A 21,501-nucleotide genomic window follows, 5' to 3' on the forward strand; every position below is an offset into this window, starting at 1 on the left:
CCGGAAACGATGAGCTTGAAATCTCCTTTTGACCGGATTGGTAGCATCAAAATCGGAATTTCTTTTATCATGGACGCAGAATTGACGTTAGTCGACTTAAAAGATAATATTACAGAAACCTTTGCCAAGTTTGAAGAAAACTTGAACGGGGCCGGAAGCTCTCCTTTAAAAGCATTGCGTGCACAAGCACTTACTGCTTTCAAAGAGACGACTTTCCCAACGATTAAGCATGAGGAGTGGAAGTATACGAACTTACGAAAATTACTGAGTATTCCTTTTGCTTGGGAAGGAGTGGAAGAATCGCAATCCACAGAGTTGAATCCAGATTGGTATTTTGGCTTGGAAGAGGCGAATTTACTGGTGTTTGTCAATGGTAAGTTCAGTGTAAACCTTTCCAAAGTAGTGGATACCGCGTTTGAAGTAACTTCAATTGCCGAGGCCGACGGGGAGTTGATTGAACAACATTTTTCAAAATATGCAAAAGTGGAAAGTGAGCCGTTTACAGCGCTTAATACTGCCTTTGCAGCTGAAGGAGTATTCATTCATGTTCCTAAAGGAAAAGTTGTTGAAAAGCCCGTGGTCTTGTTGTACATCAACAATGTGCAAGAAAAAGCCGTTTTTTCACAACCTCGAAATTTGATTGTGGTAGAAGAAAGTGCCCAAATCAATTTGATCGAGAATTTTGTGAGTGTAGGAGCTGAAAAAAGCTTTAGCAATCTGGTTTCTGAAATTGTGGTAGAATCTAATGCCCGGGTAAACCATTACAAATTACAGAATGAACAACCGACAGTATTTCATATAGGAACGACACAAGTCTTGCAACACCGGGATAGTTACTATAACAACCTGACCTTTACACTGGCCGGGGGCTTGACCCGGAACAATGTGAACTTGGTGTTGGATGGGGAGAATTGTGAGTCGCATTTGTTTGGGCTTTATATGATGCATCGCCAAGATCATGTGGACAATCATACCAGTGTGGATCATAAACAACCGCATTCGTTCAGCAATGAGTTGTACAAAGGTATATTGGACGATGAAGCCAAAGGGGTGTTTAACGGGAAAGTATATGTGCGGCAATATGCTCAGAAAACCAATGCCTTTCAATCCAATAAAAATATTTTGCTTTCTCCTAAAGCTTCTGTGGATACAAAACCACAGTTGGAAATTTGGGCTGATGATGTGAAATGTTCGCACGGAGCCACTACAGGTGCGATGGATGAGGAACCCCTGTTTTATTTGAGATCCAGAGGTATCGGAGAGGACAAAGCTAAAGCGTTGTTGATGCATGCATTTGCAGCGGATTTATTAGAGGAAGTAAAAATTCCTGAAGTAAAAGATCATATTGAAAAATTGATAGACCAACGGTTGTTGGTATAAGAGGAAGGGGGGGCTTTTTTAGCCCCCTTTTTATGTTTATGAAGTGAATTAACCTTTTTATTTTTCCTAAAAAATGTTTCAAAAACGCCTCCTCCGTGTTACTTTTTTCAACAATAGCTTTGGCTATTCTCTTCAAAAAGTGTCTTGATGAGCCTGTTTTGATTCTATTTTCGATCAAAAACTATAAGTTTAAACCACTTCTATAATTAATTTCCGTTCAATGAATTCCTCTCCTTTCTTTTTTCTATAGCCATTTTATGTCCGAATACTAAATTCAGGCCTACACGTGCACTTAAAGACCTGCTGTCTCTGTAGCCGAATGCACCGCTAATCATTTGGTCACTCACCGCATAAAGTTGCACAGGTCCCAAGTTGAAGTTGACTCCCAAACCCATGTTTGTATAAGAGTGAGGGTATATAGAATAACTGGCGGCCAGCCCAACCCATCGGCTTATGTCTTTTCTGATATTTATACCGAACCCCGGCTGAAAAACACCTTTATAGTAAATAGCAGAAAATATTGCCCCAGTTGTAAAGCCTTTGGTCAGTTCATAACTCATGGCAAGGTGAGTACGCACCGGGAGTCCTGTAGAGTAAGAAGAGGGTTCTTCTCCGTCATCTTTTTTTTGGATAAAAGTGTATACTTTCTCTAAACTATCGGCAAGCGCTTCAAAAGCCTCCGAATCTTGCTCTTCATTGACCAGAGTAGCTAAATTCAGTGCATCAAAGGTTAGAGTGCGGTCATTGCCATTGATGTCACCCAGCCGGAATTCTTGTAAGTTTGACTTCCATTGGATTCTCCCAATATCCAAAATACTTGCCTCGAGTTGTATTTTGTCCGTAAGTTGATACGTTGCTCCCAAATCAATGGCAAATCCGGGGTTCCCAAAGTTTGCAAAATAATCCTCGGCATCTATATCATCATCTATCAAATTAATAATGCCGGACGTTTGTGCTATACCTCCGGAAGTAAAGGTAACCGGGTAATTATCAGTGTTTTCCGTATAAATACTGCTATGAAGATTAGTGCGGATATGCCCAATCCCAAAAAGAACTTTGACATTGGCACCAAGGGTTAATTTTTCGCTGAGGGAATAGGCCCCTCCCACAGCAAACTCCCGCCAGTGAATAAATCCCATCTTAGGTTCAATAGAAATGGTTTTACCTAAATAATCCACATGGGTATTCCCTTTTTGAATAACCTCTAAAATAGCTTGAGGGGACTTGGCAAATGTTTCTACACGTTCTCTGACAAATACATTGAAATTTACTTTTTTCGTATTGATATACACTCCCAAAATGTCAACACTGGAACTACTGGTAACTTGAGGGTTTTTCTTAAAAGCCTTGATAATACCAGGAATGGAGGCAATATTCTCATTATCCCGATTTTTTTCTACAACCTTATTGTAAGAGCCTCCCTGGTAGATGGACGCATAGACAGAAGATATACCCGGAAGACTGAGGGATACCTTGTGATCTAATTGTTTAGCAGGGTTATACCCTGTGCTTTGAGGAATTCCATGCATATGAAAGAGTGTTTTTTCTGTTTGCGCAAGCGCGGAAATTCCAAACATTTGCAATAATAAGACGTAAAGAGCCAATTGTTTTCTTGTACTTATTGTCATTATTTTTTCAATTTTGACTATTAAAATTTCGTGCTCTGTTCCTCATTATTACATTTCTCAGTAAGAAAAAGTTGAGTGAAAACGAGCATTTCTTTCAAACAATTACTACTGGTTTCAATGAAAAAAGGGAGCTTTTAAAGCTCCCTTTCCATGAATTTTCATTTTCTATCATCCTTCTTAAAAATCATCTTCCAACAAGGCCTCTTCTTTTCTAAGGGTTTGTTTATGACCGAATACGAAATTTACTCCCGCTCTGGCAGTGATCGTATGTGTCTTTTGATAATTTAATGCAGTGCTGATCAACTGGTCGCTTACTGCATAGACTTGTAAAGAACCTAAATTCAGGACAAGGCCAGCTCCAAGGTTTTGAAAAGAGTGAGGAGAGGCCGAATAACTTGCCGAGAGGGTGATCCAACTTCCAAAGTTCTTTTGAAGACTAAGCCCCAAGCTGGGTTGAAATATTTGATCATGAATGACGCCTGAAATTAGCAAGCCGGTGGTGAAGTTACGGGCAATTTCATATTGAAGGCTTAAATGGCTCCGGATCGGCAATGTGGTAGTGTAGGCTTCCGGTGATTTTCCATCTTCTTCAATATTGGTAAACGTTACGACTTGCTCCAAGCTATCCAATACCTCTTCAAAGGCCTCTGATTCGGGGTCTTCTGTGACCAGTTTGGCTAAATCCATTCCTTCAAAAGTATAGGATTGATCACTGCCGTCTTGATGGCTCAGCCGGTATTCCCTTAAATTTGTTTTCCAGGTAATTTTACCTAAGTTTAACACACTGGCTTCTAGTTTTACCCGCTTGCTAAGTTGGTAAGCCATTCCAAAATCTATCGCAAATCCAGGGTTTTTGTAATTATTCAAGACATATGCATCTTGGGTCATTTTTTTGTCAAGGACGTTGAAAATTCCTGCGGACTGTACCCTTCCCCCGGAAGTAAGGGTAACCGGGTAATTGTCAGAATCTTCTGTCAAGAGGCTGAAACGGAGGTCCGGGCGGATATTCCCCATGCCGAATACGGCTTTTGCATTCAGGCCAATGGTGAGTTTCTCGCTGAAAGTATAGGCTCCTCCGATTCCAAATTCCCTCCAGTGGATCAAGTTCATGTTGGGTTCGATAGGAATACGTTGATTCAAATAATCTGCATGCCCGTTTCCTTTCAATAATACCCCGAGTAGTTCTTTGGGAATGCTTGCATAGGATTCTCCCCGTTCTTTGACCGAAAGATTAAAATTGACTTTATCATCACTAAAGTGTACACCGAAGATATCCATTGAAAAGCTACTGCGCACCAAATTGTTTTTTTGGAGAGCATTGACGAGCCCGGAAATAGAAATAATTTTATCATTATTATCGTCCAACTTAACCACATCTTTATAAGTGGCGCCCTGGCTGCCCGCTACATACAAGGATGATACGATCGGTAAGGCGATAGCAAACTCAAAATCCATTTTTTTTGCAGGGTTGTAAGAAGTGCTCTGAGGAACAGAATGCATAAAGTAAAATGTCTTTTCCTCTTGTGCCGTGGCCGTTTGCAAACAAAGTTGACTGAAGATAAAGATGTATAAACTCGTGAACACAACTTGATATGGTATTATCAACTGTTTTACAAGAGCTGAAATTCGAACCCATAGTGGCTGGCTGGAAAGCGTAATTTTATTCATCATGATTGATAGTGATTTTGAGGTTAGAAAGGATGCCCATTTTGACTTTTAATTCGTAATGATCCAAGATTTTGACATCTTTAGCTCCTCCGCCTTCACTGGCCAACTCGGCTGCGATCACTATCTTCTGAGCATTCAATAAATGTAAGAGTTGCTCTTCTTCCAGGTCCGTTTCATCCGCTTTTACAAAGTTTTCTATGGTAACCCCGTTTACATCGGTTTTTGCTGATTCTACCAATAGTTGAGCTCCTTCACGGTAAAGAGAATCGGTCACTTGGTTTTCACTATCGACAAAATAAAATTGAACCTTCATGGCTAAAGGAAACTCATTTTCTACCTTGGTTTTAAGACTGGCATTTCCCACCCCTAAATCACTGGTATTTATTTCTAAGCCAATTTCCACCGTATCCTGAAACTGGATACTTGTTAAGCTTCCGTATAAAGGCACTTTGGTAGTGGCAGTAATATAAACATTGGAGGTATCAGTCAAAAAGTTTACGGATTTCCCATGAGGGTTGATATGCATGGTGCCTCCATAATTTAGCTTTGTCGGTTTAAATGGAAGAATTTCGGATGTATTGGTGATGTGAATGTCCTCCACAACTTCAGTACTTAGGTAATTGCTTGCGGCAGGTACATGGATAGTACTTTCATTTACTTGTAACGGCAATTTGGACCGGTCTTCTTCCCTTTCTAATTCCAATTGATCCAAAGTAAGATCAATAGGAAACCCGTATTGGTTGTAAATCGCAAAATCAATGGAGAAGTCTTTTAAATTGAACTGGCCATTAGTAAGTGTATTTTGAAAAATACCGATGTCCACTGTTTTATTCGGGAGATTTCCATTGAACTGTCCAAAATACCCTTTTACAGACGAAATGTTAAGTTCTTTAAGCGTTATCTGACATTGGATTTTTTCATGGTTCGTTAGCCGGATGGTTTGCCCGGTTACCGGTAGACTTGTAGTCGTTTGAACAAGAAGCTCATTATACCCGGTATTTGTTTGTGTCAGGTCCAGAGAGGCTTTATCAATGGATATTTCCTGACTTTTACTTAGTTGGGAAGAAAATTGTAAGGGGGTTCCCTCCAGATGAATCCCGGGAAAAGAGACGTCAAGCGTAACAGCATTGGTAAGGTCTGATTCAACTTGTAAGTTAAGCGTACCCTTTTCTAAAAAAGCCTCATATATTTCAAAAGAAACGGCTAAGGGCAATATTTCTTCCGAATGGACTTCCAAAGGTTCTTCTAAAATCAATTCTACCTCTTCTACGGCTAAATCCAGGTAGGAAGCCTTGAAGAAAATCCCGTCAATGTATTCCAAGCGTCCATGAGGATTACCCGGACTGCTTAACTCCGTGATGATCACTTGCATCTCTTTCGTAATGGTCATGCCGGCCAAGTCAAGGTTCACGGTCTCCTTTCCGCCATTGTCTTCCAAATTCGATAAATTTATAGGGGTTCCTATCAATACACCTTCTGCATTGCGCACTTCAAAACTTAGGTTCACCATAGCATCAAACATATTGATGACTTCTAAAGAGATTTTTCCCTGTTGAAAACGGGCGTAGTTTAGGTTTTCGATTTCGGGAAATTGGAAAGGCTCAATATTGTCGATTTTGAAAGGCGGAAAAGGTTTGACATTATCTTTCAAACCGGTATTCGCTGCAAAATCAGCCAGTTTGGCGTATTTTTTTGAAATGGAAAGAGGCAACGGAATTTCCGTGAATTCCAATGAGAACTCATGGCGGATGTTGCTTAATTGAGTAAAAGAATTCAGAGAAGGCCCCATTAAGGTATCCGTGTACATAAAGCTTAATAGCCCATCCTTTTCGCTGTCTAGAAAATCTTGATCAACGGAGTTAATTAAATGGGAATAATTTAATTGAGAACTGAATAAAGGAAGAGCCAGGGTAGGTGAAATTTCTTCAAATTTCGCTTGATCAAAATTAAAGTCTTCTTTGTCAAAATTACAGCCTTGTAGCATTGCAAGCCCAAAGGAGACAATGTATACACAAAACCATAACTTCCTTGAAGTGGTAGTGTCTTTCATGTTAATATGGTATTAGGGGTAAAGGGTAAGTTTGTAGGGAGAACGAACGGAAGAAAACTATACGCTTGTGCGCTATAAGCCAAATGCGAAAAAGCTGAGAAAGCTATATGGGAATATGTCAGGAATAATTGTCGTGAAGCATGATCTGAGGAAAAGCCTTACTTGGATTATTCTGTGAAACAAATTTTGAGCTAGGCGAAATTTACAGGAAGAAACTCAAAGAAATCCTAATTTCTTACTTTATCTGCTTGCTCATGATAGGGCTTGTAATGACTTAGTGCAATTTATGATAGTGGATTATACCTATTTGGAAAATACGAACTGCTTCCCTTTTTACAGATATATTACATTGAAGGGAATCTTAAGTTTTATAAAAACATTTTGCTTAGGGTGCTAACGGACTTTGCAGCACAAATGCTGCTTATGGGAATTGTACAGTGTTATGCTTCTTTGAGTAGAAGGTAGTATCTTAAGGTAAGATATGAAAACACCTATTTCTTTTACATAAAAAAAAATTAGCTTTATGAAGTATAGAGGTTTAGGAAAAACGGGTTTAAAAATTTCAGAAATCAGTTTTGGTGCCTGGTCCATTGGAGCTTCTTGGGGAGAGCAAAGTGAAAAAGATTCGATTGCCGCATTGCATAAAGCTTTAGATCTGGGAGTGAACTTCATCGATACGGCTTTGGCATATGGGAACGGAAAAAGCGAAAAAATTATCGGCAAAGTGCTGAGTGATCGAAGTGAGGAAGTATATGTAGCTACCAAGATTCCTCCCAAAGTGGGTGCGTGGCCTCCTACACCTTATTGCAAAATTGAAGAGCGGTACCCTGAAGAATACTTGCGGGAATCTTTGGAAACTTGTTTGAAAAACTTAAATACCGAATGTATCGATATTTTACAATTGCATACATGGACCCGTGCCTGGAACAAGTACCCCAGTGCATTGGAAGTATTGCAAAAGTTTAAGAAAGAAGGAAAAATACGATATATAGGTGTTTCTACACCGGAGCACGACCAAAACGCCTTGATAGGATTAATGAAAGGCGGATGGTTGGATACCGTACAGGTCATTTATAATATCTTTGAACAGGAACCGGTAGCCGAGTTTCTTCCTACGGCATTGGAACAAGAAGTTGGAGTCATAGTCCGGATGGCTTTTGACGAAGGAATCCTTACCGGAAAGTATACCCCTGATCATCAATTTCCCAAGGAGGACTTCAGAAGTAAGTATTTTGAGGGCGACCGGCTGGAAAGGGCAGTCCGCCGGGTAGAAAAAATTAAGAGTGACCTTCAAACTAGTGGCTTTACCATGCCGCAAGCAGCATTAAAGTTTGCCATGAAGCCTCCGGCGGTAAGCACGGTCATTTCGGGTATCCGCAATGCCCAACAAGCAGAACGAAATACTGCAGTAGCCGATATGCCTGATTTGCCGGAGGAATATATGGAAATGCTTCGTCATCATTATTGGGTCCGTGCCTTTTGGTACACTGGAAAATAAAGTGGAAACCGCAGAAAGCTCAACAACCCTCCAACAGATAAGATCGCGGAGGGTTGTTAACTATTAAATGGGCACTATTTTATTTATTCGGTTGTGGGGTCATCCGTAAGTAAGGCTTAATCTCTTTAAAACCTTTTGGAAACCTCTCCGGGATTTCTTCGGTAGGAATGGCAGGGGCCACCACTACATCTTCTCCTTCTTTCCAGTCTACCGGAGTGGCCACACTATAATCGGCAGTCAACTGTAAAGAATCAATGACGCGAAGAATCTCATTGAAATTACGTCCGGTAGAAGCCGGATAAGTAATCGTCAATTTGATTTTTTTATCCGGGCCGATAATGAATACAGATCTCACTGTCATGTTATCGGATGCATTCGGATGTATCATATCGTATAAGGTGGAAACTTTCCGGTCTTCATCGGCAATCAATGGAAAGTTTACCTGGGTATTTTGAGTTTCATTAATGTCTTTGATCCAACCGGTATGCGAGTCCAGATCGTCTACACTCAAGGCCAGTACTTTCACATTCCTTTTTTCAAATTCGCTTTTAAGCTTTGCAGTTTGCCCAAGTTCTGTGGTACATACAGGAGTATAATCTGCCGGGTGAGAAAACAACAAACCCCAGCTATCGCCTAAGTATTCATAAAAATCTACTTCTCCTTCACTGGTTTTTGCAGTGAAATTAGGAGCGGTGTCACCTAATCTAAGTGCCATATGTTTCTTCGTTTTTAAGTTTAAAAATGCTCTGGTTCTATTAAGTTAAGTTAAATAGTTCGGTTGGGATTAGCAACTGAATAAACTGATTTTAACGGAGAATTTTTATGCGTGTAAAAAAACTTATTTTCAGGGTTTCAACATAAACTGTTAACTGATGACAGTTACCCTGTAAAACAGCAAAATCATCGGATTTTATAAGCCGAACACCTATGGGGGAATATTGTTGTCACCGAGTCAGTACCGGCTTTGTTAAACAGTTGTGAAGTCTATATGCTTTACCTGGTGTATATTATCAAATGAAAAAACTTACAAAAACAAGTGAGTGTTTTCGGTATCCTCACCTGCTTTTCCCAGTCAAAGCATTACAATAAACGTTTATTCCAATTCGATCAGCACCTTATCCAAACGGCCATACATTTCCGGTTGTTGATCTCTCCGGTATAGCTTACGGCTCATAGAGGGGACTTTGCTTTCGATATACTGACTCAATTCTTGTAAAGTAATACTTTTGTCCGAATCGAAGTCTGCAGAGCCGCGAATAGCTTTCAGGAAATAATAAGTGAACAAAGAGTGTTTTTTTTCAGGGTACCAGGAGGATACTTGGTCACCTCCCGTAGAGGTAAGAATAATCGCATTGGGATCTTGAAGAATTTTGTTTTTGACATTGATAAAAATGGGGGACGCGTTGCGGATTAACATGCCTTTGTTCGAGCCTCCGCTAAAACAGGCATCAATTACTACCGTGAGCGATTTATACGGTAAACGGGATAAATTTTGATAAAAAACATTGACTGGATATCCATTGAGAGTTACCGTGGATGGCTCACAATCTACCGGGACAAAATACCCCTCCTGGCTTTGAATATCCGGAGCTCCGTGCCCACTGTAGTATACAAATACATCGGAAACCCCCGGCTTGATCAAATCGTAAATGCGCCCTTTGTGATTCAACGAGGTACCAAATACACTGTTAAAATTTCCCTGAGTGGCATCTTCGTAATAGAGAATGTTTTCCTCTTGAAAGCCAAAAGTTTTAATCAAATAGTTTTTGACAATGCGGGCATCTTGTTGGGCAAAGTCTACATTGGGTACATCTCTGGCTACGTAGTTTTTATTCCCAATGATCACCGCTATGGCATCGGGGTTTACCAATCCGGTTTCCGGAATATCGATATCTACGTCCGAAAATGTATTTGTATCAGTTTCCGTTTCCGGGATGGAAGGGGTATGTGCGATAGGGTCGGGTCTCAATTGATCAATGGAGGAGGCCGTAGCATAAAAGACTTGAACGGAGGAGGCCGGTAGCCAACCTTTCTTTTGCCTGAAGGTAACTTCCAGCCAAGTGTCTTGAGTGTTCTTCCCGATGATTTCTCCTTGCATCCCGTAATTGGCCAGGCCCATTACCGGAGAATGCTCAAAAGGGGAACTATGTAATTTTACCGAACTCAGACCCACCCGGGCAATGGATTTCATCCAGGTGTTGCTATTGAGCGTAACCGACCCGGCATTTTTTCCTTGGTGTGCAAAATGAAAGTCGAAATCCCGGTGGTAACTGAGTTGGGGAAATTGAAAATCTTGAAGATGAACAGTTGTTTCTCCAAACGCATTGGTGAGGAAATTCCGGCTAATCCGGTTGGTTGATACACTTAATTGACTATCCTTGAGTGGAACAGGACTTTTTTGTTCGGTTTGAGGGGGACCGGGTACGGTATATTCCCGGTAATCCCAGTCAATATATTTCCCTTTGAATAAAGAAGTCAAAGACATGGAAGTAAAAAGTAACCCGCCTGCAAAATGTCCCCAACTGATATCGTCTTCTGCAAAATTGCTGGCTTCAATTCCTTTTGCCACGATTAAGGTGCCTATGGCAGCCGGTACCCCCACCTTAAAGATGAATTTCCCGGCATTAAATGTCCCTCTGGGTTTGTAATTAATATGTTGGGTTTGGTATTCATACGTATTACTGACGGTTACCCTGGCGCGAAAATCTTGGTTTTGCACCGAAGGGGGGCGTACCATATTGACTTGATATTGCCGGTCAACCAGCCTTTCAGAGCCTGCAATGCGCTGAATTTTCGGGGAAGGGGCTTGTGCGACTTTTTTTGAGCTGCCACAACTAAAACAAATGAATAAGAGACTTAACCCGGTAAATTGAATTAGGAAATAGGAAAAAGACTTCATTACATTGATTTTGGGGTTTGACAATACTTACGGCTTATCGCGGAATTATTCGGAAGGAGTAAAGGCATTACATACATAATTCTTTAATCATTGACTTTTAAAGGTAGTCTTATACACTAGCACGGGATTTCAAGTAGAAAGTTTCGGAATTTTTGCGGATTTTTTAGAGGTACTATTTATTAATAGATCGTCAGCAAAAAGTAACCTTACCAACGAAGTTTTAACGTCTGTAAAAATGAAAAAAATCTGCTGAAAACAGAATGCCCCACTTGAGTCTTTTTTTACTCAAGTGGGGCAAATGAACTATATTACTCGAGCGTAGCCTTATCCGGGAAATGTACGGCTGGCTTTTAGTCTTCGATAAAACACAAGGAAGCAGCTCCGATGATGCCCGCTTCGTTGCGAAGGGAAGCAAGCCGGATACGCAAATCGTCCGTGTAATAAGGAGATAAGAAATCGTAGATTTTTTTATACATGCTTTTTTCTACCAGGTGAAAGGTTTTGGATACGCCTCCACCAATAATGATGGTGTGAATATCAAAAAGCCTCACCGCAGATACAATGGCTTCACCCAGGTACTTACCTACCTCGTGAAAAATTTCCATGGCAAGTTTGTCTTCTTCTTGTGCGGCTTTGATTACTTTTTTGGCATTGAGGCTTCCCATGTCAGACAAAACCGATTTGCCTTTATAACCTTCCAATGTGGTCAGGGCCATGCCCAGGATTCCTTTCTTTCCGATATTGTTTTCGATGGTTTTGCCATTGCCGGCTATGATATGTCCGATTTCCAGACCGTTACCATTACCGCCTTTAAAGATCTTCCGGTCCATGATGCAAGCGCCTCCTACCCCGGTACCCAACGTGATAAATATAAAATCATCCGGCATTGTTGCTTTGGAAAAGTAGAATTCACCCAAAGCAGCCGCATTTGCATCATTTTCCATATGAAAGATAATATCCGGGTAAGCTGCCTTCAGAGTACCCATCACATTGGTATGGGCCAGATCAGGTATATTGGGCAAATCAATGGTGGAGTTGCGGTCTTTGGATAAGGTACCAGGGATACCGATACCCACCTTTTTTACATTGGAGTGTTTTTCTAACTCCCAACCAATTACTTTCACCAGGCTCTCCATGGTACTGTTTTCCTTCTGGAGTTCTGTAGTGGCGTATTTGGTTTTCTCTAATAGTTCTCCCTCACTGCTCACCAAGCCACATTTTACATTTGTACCACCGATATCAATACCTAAAAAATGCTCCATATTTGTTATTTTATATTACACATTTTAAAAATCTGCTATGCCTCTTTGGCGAGTAGCCATATCAAATCATTGTTCAATAACCTTAAGAAATAAGTTTTGCTTTCTTGAACTTTGAATGGTCAATTTGTGCTAACACAAAAAGAGTGAGTACTTGGCCTTGTATGGACTCCTTTTCGACTCAACAAAGAATGTATGAAAACGAAAGGGAATCGCTGCTTTTCCCAATACTCATTCTCCAATGATAATAAAAGTGGCATTTTTATTCAATAAAACTTTGTTTTAATTACATTTTAAAAAACAGACTTATTCACGAATTTTGTCAATGAGAATGGTTGAGTAGTCAGAAAAACACAGGGTGTTCCCTGGCAACAATTCAATGGTATAAATTTTAATTTGCTGATTTCCAGTTCCGACATTGTTAAGACGAATGTTGACCCATTGATTTGAGCCTTTCAAGCAAAATTCATGATCACAATAAACAAACAATAGCTATCAAACAAACAACTCACCATAACAAGATAGGGAAAAGGCTGCTCAAAATAGTCTTGTGGGTTTTATTGGTTCCGCATATACTATTACTCGCGATCTACCTTCTCTTACAAGTTCCCATAGTTCAGTCTTTGGTCTTGGAGAAAGCGGAGCAAATTCTTGAAGAACAACTCCAAACAGAAGTCAAGATTGGCCGCTTGCAAATCGATCTCCCTTCTTCTATCGCCATCAAGGAACTCTTGGTCAGAGACCTGTCCAAGGACACTTTATTATATGCCGGGAATATTTCTTGCGACCCGTATTTATGGGACTTGACAAGGCAGCGCATTTCTTTGGGAAATGTACAACTGCAAAATCTTACCGGAAAACTGAAACGGAATGTGCAAGATTCTACATTTAACTTTCAGTTTATTATCGATGCCTTTTCGGATTCGGTAAAAACGGCCAAACCGGAAGCGAAAGAACCCTCTCCCTGGCAATTTGTGCTTACTAACGGAACCCTGGAAAATATTCGCTTTGTCTTTGAAGACCCTGTTAGCGGAACAGACTTTTCAACGCAATTGGGTACGTTGGTTTTAGATATAGATGAGTTTGATCTGAATGCTAACCGGATTGCCTTAAAAGACATCATTTTGGAAAATACCAATGCTTCTCTGGCTTTTAGCGAAGTAGTGAAGGCGGTAGAAACGGAGGTGCAGGATACCTCTACCGAAGCATCGGGTATGATAGACATCGATGTACACCGGTTGACATTACGAAACTCTTCTTTTGAAATGTCAGGCCCAGGAAAAAATACGATGCAGGTGAAGATTGGAGAATTTTCCGGGACGTTGGAACGGTTGAATTTACCTGCCCGGGAAGTAATCATTGATGAATTAGAGCTGAGCAATTCCCGTTTTGAAATGGGGTCTGTAGCAAGTAAAGACACCGTGGCAGAGCCATTTGAAGGTTTGAACCTGGAATGGAAGCTACACGCACAAACCATTTCACTTTCGGGAAATGAGGTGAACCTGAAGCAACTTGACGCTCCGCAAAAGGGCCAGGGTTTTGACCCAGGGCATATATACTTGACTGATATGGCAACCCAACTGGAAGACATCTATGTGCATCAGGATACCGTATCGGCCATTTTGGCGGGTTTGAGTTTTCAAGAGCAAGGAGGGCTGTCTGTCAATGCATTGAAAGGAGACCTTTTTTTAAACCGGAAACAAGCACATGTTCATAAGTTTCTGTTGAAAACGCCACATACTCTCTTGCAAACTTCCACTGCGTTGAATTTTCCTTCTTTGGCTGCCCTTGCGGATTCATTGGAAGGGCTTGTAATGGATTGCTCCATCCCTCCTTCGTATATTGGCATTTCCGATATCCGGTATTTGATGGGAAACCAGTGGGACAGTTTAGGGTTCGGCATTTCTCCCACTGGCACCGTACATTTCTCCGGGGAGGTAAAAGGAGGAATCAAAAATCTGCAAATCAATTCTTTGAATGCTCACGGGTTGGATAGCTTTTCCTTAGCCCTTCACGGGAAGATGAAAGAGGTGTTAAGTGTAGACGCTATGGAAATGGATTTGGTATTGGATTCCTTGACTGCCACTCGCTCGTTTCTCAACAGTCTGGTGGCAGAAAGTCCGGTTCTTTTTCCCAAGTCTAACCATCTGAAAGGTAAGTTAAAAGGGACTCTTGGAAATATGAAGGGAAGCCTGGCTTATGCATCGGATATGGGACAAGCTTCCATCGAACTACAAATAAAGCCTGAAGATAAAAGCGAACGCTTTGATACACAGATTGCCTTATCTGATTTTCAGATAGGAAAGGTACTCCGGCAAGACAGCCTTTTAGGCAAGATGAGCGTTGACTTGACAGCCTGGGGGTACAATGTGTTGGAAGACTCCAGAAAGGTATTTTGGGAAGGAAACTTGCCTTTATTACAGCTTAATCGTTATGATTATTCTACCCTTACCCTTTCCGGTGAATACGGTGATTCCACACTAATTGCAGCGATAGAAGTTGGGGAAGAAGACCTGACGGCTAAAGTACAATCGCGTGTAGAAATAAAAGATACCATTCCGGTGATCTCATTGACAGCGGAGATTGAAAAAGCAAATATCACAGAACTGAATTGGTCGGAAGAGGAACTTCGTATGCACACGCGGTTACAAGCTGAATTGGAAGGCAATTCGATGGATGTGATGAAAGGTTTTGTACAGTTAAATGATTTTCATTTATTCTATGACCAAGATCCATTGGACTTGTCCATCATCCGTTTGGAAGTAGATAACTCCCCTTCCAATACAGCTGTTGCCTTGGGATCAGAGGCGTTTGATGGGAGAATAGAAGGGAATTTTGCCTTTTCCGAAATGCCCAAAGTGATTAAAAGCCATATTACAGGGTATTTGATCCAGGAAGACAGTAACCAACATGCTCACCAACTGGAAATGAAACTGGCAGTATCTGATCCGGTAAAAGTGATCAAGCCTTTTGCTCACGAATTGGATAGCATGGCTCCCTTAAACTTATATGCCTTTTTAAATACCGAAAAAAATAGCTTTGATCTGGACTTGTCATTGCCCAATGTCCAATACGGAGATTTAAAATTGGATTCCCTGAAATCCTTAGTACAGGTAACCAACAAAGGGCTGGAGTATTTACTGGGCTTTTCAAGTCTACAGGGAACGAGTTTTAAATTGCATCATACTCAGGCAAACGGTTTGCTTAAAAGAGACTCAATGAGCTTGGCATTATACATTGCTGATTCTGTTGGGACATCCCGTTTCGGAGTGCAAGGAGCTTTGTCCATTCAAGACAGTAGTTATTCCGTGCATTTGGACCCTAATGGTTTTTTGATTGACTATGTTCCTTGGATGGTGCCCGTTGACAACGCTTTACATTTTTCTAAAGGTAGCCTTCGTGTACATAACTTTTCCCTGACCCATCAACAACAACGGATACTGATCGAATCACAGCAAGGGGAAGAGGCCAGTTGGCTGACTGTCGGATTTCAACAATTTGATTTGTCATTGGTAAAAAGGATACTCAATTCTGAAGACTTGATTGGCGGAATATTGGAAGGGAAGGTATCATTTGCCATTTTACCGGAATTTTTCGGCCTGGAAGGAGATTTGAATATCCATCAACTAGCCGTTTTGGGCGATACCCTGGGCAATTTGGCTTTACAAGCAGAAATGCCAAACCCGGAACATATTATCTTTGATACACAATTGAAAAGTGCGAAAAATGATATACAGGCGAAGGGGCAATTGAACAACAAGGAAAAAGATCCTTTGGATTTGGCTTTGACAATTCACCATTTGGATCTCCAATCACTGAGTGGTATTCTGGAAGAAACCTTGGGGGACCTTTCGGGAAGTGTACAAGGGCATTTGAATTTGAAAGGCGAGCTCCCCCTTCCTCAGAGAGGAGATGGTGAATTTACTTTTGTAAAAACGGGCTTCAACTTTAAAATGCTCAACACCTACTTCACGGTGGACCAACAAAAGTTACGTTACCAGGATCGCAAAATGCTGTTTGATCAGTTTACTTTGATCGATAAACGGGAAAAGCAAGCCCGTGTGGATGGGAATATCACTTTGGATGAAGGCTTCAACCTTTTACTGGGTTTGGATGTCCATACGGATGATTTTCTGGTACTAAATACCACTCAGGAGGACAATGACCTGTATTATGGAACCATACTGTTGACAAGTGATGGAAAAATCCGCGGGACGGCTGAAAATCCCATTATCGATATGTCGATTCGTTTGAACGAGGGTTCGCAACTGACCTATGTGCTTCCGGAAGAAGAGTTGGAAGCAGTACATGGGGCGGGGGTCGTGCAGTTTGTAGAGAAAAATGCAGAGAAAGAATTGGTGCCTGTAGAGGAGGACTCCTTAAGTTCTCTGATTTCCGGGATAGGAATTGACCTGAATACCACCATAGAAATCGATCAGGCAACTGGGCTGAACATTATTGTGGACCCTAAAGCCGGAGACCATTTGAATATGACGGGAGGTGGAACCCTGAACTTTAAAATGGATCCCCTGGGGGATATGAAGCTGACCGGTGTTTACCAAATTGAAAACGGAGAGTACCAGTTTACTTTTTATGATCTGATCAAAAAGAATTTTACGATCCGTCAGGGAAGCTCGATTATTTGGAACGGTGACCCCATGAATGCTACCATGGATATCACGGCCAGTTACGAAACCCGGACTGCTCCTTACGGGATTATGAACCGCATTTCGGATAGCGAACGGGAAGCTTACCGGAAAAAATATTGGTTTGATGTAAACTTGAATCTGGACGAAGAACTGTTGGAACCGGACATTAGTTTCGATATTCAAATCAGTGATAAAAATTCTGACGGAAGAGTGAGTACAGCGTTGAGGTCCTTGAATGAGGATGAGAGCGAGTTGAACAAACAGGTATTCGCCCTGTTATTATTTGATTCGTTTATTTCGACCGCCTCAAGTTCAGGGGGAGGAATGAATGATATGATGGCTTCCACCACCCGGAACAGTGTGAGTGGTATTTTGACCGATCAATTGAATAACCTCTCCGATAAATTGATTACGGGAGTAGACTTGAATTTCGATTTACAATCTTATGAACAAAATACCGAATCGGGTAAACAGGAAGTTACCGAACTGGGAGTGCAATTAAAAAAACAGTTTTTAAATGATCGTCTGGAAGTGAATGTGGGAGGAAACGTAGAGTTGTCAGGGAATAAAACCGATAGCAACACTGGCTTTGCCGAAAACATTGTCATTGAATACAAACTTACCAAAGACGGTCGCTACCGTTTGAAGGTGTTCCGGAATAACCAATACGATGTCATTGTAGACGGGCAGGTGATCGTGAATGGCGTTTCTCTGTTGTTTACCAAGGATTATAACCGTTGGAAAGATTTATTCCGAAAGAAGAAAAAGCAAGAGAAGGCAAACGGCATTGATGAAAAAGAAGAGAAAAAAGAAACCAGTAGGAAGAAAAACAAAAAGGTAGAGGGGAATTAAGGGAAGAGCATTTGTGGGAAAATTACTTCGTGATAAGATCTTAAATACACAGAGGGGGACTCTGTAAGCTTTGTACAAAGATGAAGACAACATGTCAAAAGAGCAATAGCCGGCTTGTGATGCAAAAGCCGTTGTATTTTATTGGAATAACTTTACTTTTATTATCCGGCTGTACCGGTCTCAAGACCCTGAACAAAGGAGAAAAACTGTATTCGGGAGCCGAAATTCACTACAAAGGAAAAGGGAAAAAAAGCTTAAAAGGCAAAGTGGAAGCGGAGTTGGAAGAGGTGATCGAAAAGCCGGTCCCCAATGAAAAGCTACTTGTTTCTCGTCCTAAGTTATGGCTCTATCGTATTGCAGGTACACCCAAAAAAGAGAAGGGGTTTAAGTACTGGATGAAAAACAAATTAGGATCACCTCCGGTACTTTCCACGGAAGCCGACCCGGAAAGGGCCAGTTTGCTGTTGGAAAATCGTCTGGCTAATAACGGTTACTTTGCTGCAAAAGTGGACTATGAGCTTTTACAACACCCTAAAACGATGGGTGTCCGTTATTGGGCGGAATTGCAGAACCCCTATTACCTTGATTCGATTTATTTTCCGGAAGGAGATACCCCTCTCATTCAGGCCATTCAAGAGCAGAAAAAAGAAAGTAGTTTAGAACCGGGTAGTATGTACAACTTGACGGGTTTGAAATACGAACGGGCCCGGATAGAGGCCGCTTTGAAGGAACAAGGGTACTATTTTTTTCATCAGGAGTATTTATTGTTTAAAGTAGACAGCACCGTGGGAGATAAACGCATGCATGTGTACCTTGATCTCAAAGAGGAAATTCCCGAAAAAGCCAAACATCCTTACACTATTCGCAACATCTATGTGTACCTGGATCAAAATCGCAACTCGCTCCCGGAAGGGCAAGATACTCTGAAAATTGACCAATATTACTTTTTTGAAGGACGGAGAAAAGTAAAGCCCAAAGCCTTGATTCATAATATTCTGTTATCGCCCGGGGAAACATACAGCGGACTGGCCTTTCAAAGAACCCTCAAGCGGCTCAATGCTTTGGATATTTATAAATTTGTGAATGTCTCGTTTGAAGAAACCGGTTCCGGTGCACAGTTGGATATGCATATTGAACTCCTACTGAACCCTAAGCGCTCTTTGCAAATGGAGTTTAATTATGTCACCAAATCAAATAATTATACCGGACCTTTTGTCTCCATTACCCAAAGCAACCGGAATTTGTTTAGTGGAATGGAAAACTTGTCGCTTCGTTTGCGTTCCGGCTTTGAGACCCAGTGGGGACAAGAGCAGAATAACCAAACCTCTTATGAATTGGGCCTGGAAGGTGAAATCCGTTTCCCGAAGGCTTTTTTGCCGCTGGTCTTGGGAGAACAACGCTCCCGCAGATATTTGGCGCAGTCCAGGCTGAAGGCGGGGGTAACTTTACTCAACCGGCCCCGGTATTTTAAAACAGCTTCTTTTGATGTAAGCTTTGGGTACCGCTGGTGGACAACGGAGCGAAATAGCTTTTCCTTTGACCCGGTAGCCGTAAATTATATCCGCTTGTTGGAAGCACACGAAGGGCTGGATTCATTATTACAAGTGAATAAGCAATTGGAGGACCAAGTCGGAAATCAAATGATTTTGGGCAATCGATTTGTGTTTACCTATAATACGCCTTTTACCCCCAAGGATTTGACCTATTTCTATTGGAATGTGGATATTGAAATGGCGGGAAACCTGATGTATTTGGGAGATAAAATTTTCGGAGGCCGTACTGCTTCGGAAGGAGGTCCCAGAAATGCCCTGGGTGTGCCTTATGTGCAATATGCCAAAGTGAGTAATGAGTTCCGGTTTTATAAACGGCTTTCCAAAAATAGCCTTTGGGTCAATCGCTTGTTTGTAGGTGTGGGCTATCCTTATGGCAATTCGGAGCTGATACCTTATGCCAAACAGTATTTTGTAGGGGGGGCGAACAGTATCCGGGCTTTTGTGGCTCGACAAGTAGGCCCCGGTTCTTTCTTGGCGCAAAACTTACAAGAAAACCAAGTGTTTTTGGACCAAACGGGGGATATTCGTTTGGAACTCAATACCGAGTGGCGCTTTCCCGTATTCTCCTATTTAAAGGGAGCTTTGTTTGTCGATGCGGGCAATGTCTGGTTGGTACGAAAAGACGAACTGAGGAAAGGAGAAGGGGTGTTTTCCATGGACCGGTTTTACAAAGAACTGGCAGTAGGAGCGGGTTTTGGTTTGCGCTTGGACGTGGAGTTTTTCGTACTGCGCTTGGATTGGGCCTTTCCCTTGATGATTCCGTATTTACCAGAGGGAGAGCGTTGGGTAGGAGGAGAAGTAAACCCCCTGAAAAAAGAATGGCGACAGAAGAATCTGCTGTTTAATCTGGCAATCGGTTATCCTTTCTAAGAAAAAACACACCCTTCCGGCAATTCGCCGGAAGGGTGCTGACCGGATTATCTTGAGTTAAATTCACTCAATTTGATTTCCGTCAATTTATTCTTTGTATTTAATGGAAATTCTCCTTTCATCATCCAATCATAATAGCTGGGCTCTTGTTTGAGGACCTCCAGCACAGGACGGTTGCGGTGTTTTCCAAAGTTGAAAACCGGTACCCCCTGAAGGTTATACACCATTCTTCCGGCAAAGTCAATCATCCGGGATGAGGTGATTTCATGGAGCGCCTCCACATCATTTTTCACCGGGGTATACAACTTCCCGCTTTTATCTTTGATTTCTCTGCCTTCGTATTTTTTCACTTGTGCGTCCAATACTTCAAAGGTTGCCAAGGTATCGGCTTCGGCGGAGTGTGCATCGGTCAATTCTTTGTTACAGTAGAATTGATAGGCAGCTCCCAAAGTACGGGGCTCCATCATATGAAAGATTTTTTGGGCATCTACAATCTTGCGGTTACTCACATCAAACTCTACCCCTGCGCGCAGGAGTTCTTCCACCAACACTGGCAAGTCAAACTTCAATACATTGAAACCCGCTAAGTCGGCCCCTTCTAAAAACCGGGCCGTCTCTTTGGCAATTTCTTTGAAGGTGGGAGCGTCTTTGATATCTTCATCGTAAATTCCATGAATCATGCTGCTCTCGGCAGGGATAGGAATGGTAGGATTCACCCGCTTTGTACGGATTTCTTTGGAGCCGTCTGGCATCACTTTGACGATAGAAATTTCGATAATCCGGTCGCGGATGATATTGATTCCGGTGGTTTCCAGATCAAAGATAGCCAGTGGGTTTCTTAATTTTAAATGCATAATATGGTAAACGTGCGAGTTTTAAGTAATTGCTAACTTCTTAAATGTACAAAAAATATCAAATAAGTAAAGAGCAAAGATAGAAATAACGGGGAGCATACTGACGCTTCGTTCTACATTTTAAAAGGAAAGGGTAGGGGGCTGTCTTGTATAACCGGGGATTTCGCAATGGAAGTTAATTGGGCTGCTTTACGGTACTACAAGTATTCCAATGGACTGATGGGAATAAACCGGTACTGCAAAATGCAGAGAGAGTATCCTGTTTTGTTAAGTTTCTGTAAACATCGGATTTTTAATCGGTATTTAAAGGGATATTTGGCTACTTTGTAAGTTGGAGACTA

General features: G+C 41.6%; 11 protein-coding genes. 4 read left to right on the top strand and 7 right to left on the bottom strand.

What is annotated here, in order from left to right:
* Positions 1-9 precede the first annotated feature (9 nt).
* Entirely contained in the window at positions 10-1,380 is a 1,371-nt protein-coding gene (gene sufD / locus AAG747_RS01835; protein WP_346819412.1) for a Fe-S cluster assembly protein SufD, read from the top strand.
* Positions 1,381-1,586: 206 nt separating this feature from the next.
* On the opposite strand, the gene AAG747_RS01840 is transcribed toward sufD, so the two are convergent.
* From AAG747_RS01840 to AAG747_RS01850, 3 genes are all read right to left on the bottom strand, one after another.
* Complete coding sequence (locus AAG747_RS01840) at positions 1,587-3,008, bottom strand: DUF5723 family protein (protein WP_346819413.1); 1,422 nt, start codon at positions 3,006-3,008, stop codon at positions 1,587-1,589.
* 177 nt (positions 3,009-3,185) lie between these two features.
* A complete protein-coding gene (locus AAG747_RS01845; protein ID WP_346819414.1) occupies positions 3,186-4,679 on the bottom strand; it encodes a DUF5723 family protein in 1,494 nt (497 codons plus the stop codon).
* A complete protein-coding gene (locus AAG747_RS01850; protein ID WP_346819415.1) occupies positions 4,669-6,726 on the bottom strand; it encodes a hypothetical protein in 2,058 nt (685 codons plus the stop codon). The genes AAG747_RS01845 and AAG747_RS01850 overlap by 11 nt, the downstream gene beginning before the upstream one ends.
* Before the next feature lie 523 nt (positions 6,727-7,249).
* Here AAG747_RS01850 and AAG747_RS01855 point away from each other — a divergent pair.
* Positions 7,250-8,224 carry an aldo/keto reductase gene (locus AAG747_RS01855; RefSeq protein WP_346819416.1) on the top strand — a complete coding sequence of 325 codons (975 nt, stop codon included), beginning with the start codon at positions 7,250-7,252 and terminating at the stop codon, positions 8,222-8,224.
* A gap of 79 nt (positions 8,225-8,303) precedes the next feature.
* Here AAG747_RS01855 and AAG747_RS01860 read toward each other — a convergent pair whose 3' ends face one another.
* From AAG747_RS01860 to AAG747_RS01870, 3 genes are all read right to left on the bottom strand, one after another.
* On the bottom strand, positions 8,304-8,939 hold the full coding sequence (locus AAG747_RS01860) for a peroxiredoxin (RefSeq protein ID WP_346819417.1): 636 nt from the start codon (positions 8,937-8,939) through the stop codon (positions 8,304-8,306).
* A 378-nt stretch (positions 8,940-9,317) separates the two neighbouring features.
* A complete protein-coding gene (locus AAG747_RS01865) occupies positions 9,318-11,123 on the bottom strand; it encodes a caspase family protein (RefSeq protein WP_346819418.1) in 1,806 nt (601 codons plus the stop codon).
* Between the two features lie 350 nt (positions 11,124-11,473).
* Entirely contained in the window at positions 11,474-12,385 is a 912-nt protein-coding gene (locus tag AAG747_RS01870) for an ROK family protein (RefSeq protein WP_346819419.1), read from the bottom strand.
* A 545-nt stretch (positions 12,386-12,930) separates the two neighbouring features.
* Here AAG747_RS01870 and AAG747_RS01875 point away from each other — a divergent pair.
* Both AAG747_RS01875 and tamL read left to right on the top strand, forming a co-directional pair.
* Complete coding sequence (locus AAG747_RS01875; RefSeq protein WP_346819420.1) at positions 12,931-17,883, top strand: translocation/assembly module TamB domain-containing protein; 4,953 nt, start codon at positions 12,931-12,933, stop codon at positions 17,881-17,883.
* 80 nt (positions 17,884-17,963) lie between these two features.
* A complete protein-coding gene (gene tamL / locus AAG747_RS01880; RefSeq protein ID WP_346819421.1) occupies positions 17,964-20,306 on the top strand; it encodes a translocation and assembly module lipoprotein TamL in 2,343 nt (780 codons plus the stop codon).
* Positions 20,307-20,353: 47 nt separating this feature from the next.
* On the opposite strand, the gene AAG747_RS01885 is transcribed toward tamL, so the two are convergent.
* Positions 20,354-21,160, bottom strand: coding sequence for an exonuclease domain-containing protein (locus tag AAG747_RS01885; protein WP_346819422.1), 807 nt, complete (start codon positions 21,158-21,160; stop codon positions 20,354-20,356).
* Between the last annotated feature and the right edge of the window lie 341 nt (positions 21,161-21,501).

Origin of the sequence: Rapidithrix thailandica, from assembly GCF_039710355.1 — a bacterium.
GTDB lineage: Bacteria > Bacteroidota > Bacteroidia > Cytophagales > Flammeovirgaceae > Rapidithrix > Rapidithrix thailandica.

Coding starts and splice junctions, on each gene's coding strand:
- sufD (WP_346819412.1), top strand. CDS start 10: ATGAGCTTGAAATCTCCTTTTGACCGGATTGGTAGCATCAAAATCGGA.
- AAG747_RS01840 (WP_346819413.1), bottom strand. CDS start 3,008: ATGACAATAAGTACAAGAAAACAATTGGCTCTTTACGTCTTATTATTG.
- AAG747_RS01845 (WP_346819414.1), bottom strand. CDS start 4,679: ATGATGAATAAAATTACGCTTTCCAGCCAGCCACTATGGGTTCGAATT.
- AAG747_RS01850 (WP_346819415.1), bottom strand. CDS start 6,726: ATGAAAGACACTACCACTTCAAGGAAGTTATGGTTTTGTGTATACATT.
- AAG747_RS01855 (WP_346819416.1), top strand. CDS start 7,250: ATGAAGTATAGAGGTTTAGGAAAAACGGGTTTAAAAATTTCAGAAATC.
- AAG747_RS01860 (WP_346819417.1), bottom strand. CDS start 8,939: ATGGCACTTAGATTAGGTGACACCGCTCCTAATTTCACTGCAAAAACC.
- AAG747_RS01865 (WP_346819418.1), bottom strand. CDS start 11,123: ATGAAGTCTTTTTCCTATTTCCTAATTCAATTTACCGGGTTAAGTCTC.
- AAG747_RS01870 (WP_346819419.1), bottom strand. CDS start 12,385: ATGGAGCATTTTTTAGGTATTGATATCGGTGGTACAAATGTAAAATGT.
- tamL (WP_346819421.1), top strand. CDS start 17,964: ATGAAGACAACATGTCAAAAGAGCAATAGCCGGCTTGTGATGCAAAAG.
- AAG747_RS01885 (WP_346819422.1), bottom strand. CDS start 21,160: ATGCATTTAAAATTAAGAAACCCACTGGCTATCTTTGATCTGGAAACC.